A 1348-nucleotide genomic window follows, 5' to 3' on the forward strand; every position below is an offset into this window, starting at 1 on the left:
GAGGCTGTAAAATAAACTGTGTCACAATCCACCCCCAATAACCCAAAACCTTACTATAATGTAGGGAAAGGATTGTGACAATGACAAACGAAGAACTTGACTCGGTAATGGCCAAGGCCAAGGAACAGTTCAAGAAGGGCGAGCCGCTCTTCGGCAAGAACGGGGCGTTCCACTTCATGCTGGAGAACTTCCTGAACACGGCTCTGGACGCCGAGATGGATGACCATCTCGCCGAAAACAAGGGGAACGGAGGCAAGGACCGGCGCAACGGGAAGATGCGGAAGACGGTCCAGAGCGAGTACGGTCCCGTGGAAATCGAGACCCCGAGGGACAGGGACGGCACCTTCGAACCCGAGGTCGTCAAGAAGCGCGAGACGATCCTTGCGGAAGGTCTGTCGGACAAGATTATCGGGCTGTACGCCCAGGGCCAGAGCACCCGCGACATAAGCCGTTTTATCGAGGAGAACTACGGAAGTTCCATCTCCGCGGAAACCATAAGCCACATCACGGACAAGGTATGGCCGGAAATCCAGTCCTGGCGTAATCGCGGTCTCGAGGACGTCTATCCGATCGTCTGGCTCGACGCCATCCACTACAAGGTGAAGGACGAGAAGGGGGCCGTCGTGTCCCGAGCCATCTACAACGTTCTCGGCGTTGACCGTCACGGGTTCAAGGACCTGCTTGGAATGTATGTCTCGCAAAGCGAGGGGGCGAACTTCTGGCTCAGCGTGCTTACCGACCTCAAGAACCGCGGCGTCAAGGACATCCTTGTCGCATGCGTCGACGGCCTGAAGGGCTTCCCGGACGCGATAGGCGCAGTGTTCCCGGAAACGGACGTGCAGCTGTGCATAGTGCACCAGATCAGGAACTCGCTCAAGTATGTCGCGAGCAAGAACCAGAAGGAGTTCCTTGTCGACTTGAAGCTCGTATACCAAGCAAAGACGCTCGAAAAGGCGGAAATGGAACTTGGAAACCTCGCCACAAAATGGGGAGAAAAATACCCGATAGTCGTCCGTTCCTGGCAGGAGAACTGGCCCAACCTGAGCCGCTATTTTCAGTATACCGAAGACATCCGCAGGCTCATCTACACGACCAACACCGTCGAGGGCTACCACCGCCAGGTTCGCAAGGTGACGAAGACGAAGGGCGTGTTCACGTCCGACGACTCCCTCGTCAAGCTGGTCTATCTCGCTTACCGCAATATCAGGAAGAAATGGACGATGCCGCTTGCAAACTGGTCGCTGATTGCGCAACAGCTGTGCATCAGGTTCGGCGACCGGTTCGTAATTTTATAATTTTTGCCAAGGAATCAAACAACGGACGATGACACAGTTTGATTTACACTACC

Annotated in this window: 1 protein-coding gene; it reads left to right on the forward strand. The window is 55.0% G+C overall.

Features of this window, described 5'->3' with window-relative positions; genetic code table 11:
* Positions 1-80: 80 nt before the first annotated feature.
* Positions 81-1295 (forward strand): IS256 family transposase, encoded by a 1215-nt coding sequence (locus B7994_RS13825; protein ID WP_088639041.1) that lies wholly within the window; start codon positions 81-83, stop codon positions 1293-1295.
* Positions 1296-1348 lie beyond the last annotated feature (53 nt).

It is taken from the genome of Fibrobacter sp. UWR2 (assembly GCF_002210285.1).
Taxonomy (GTDB): Bacteria; Fibrobacterota; Fibrobacteria; order Fibrobacterales; family Fibrobacteraceae; genus Fibrobacter.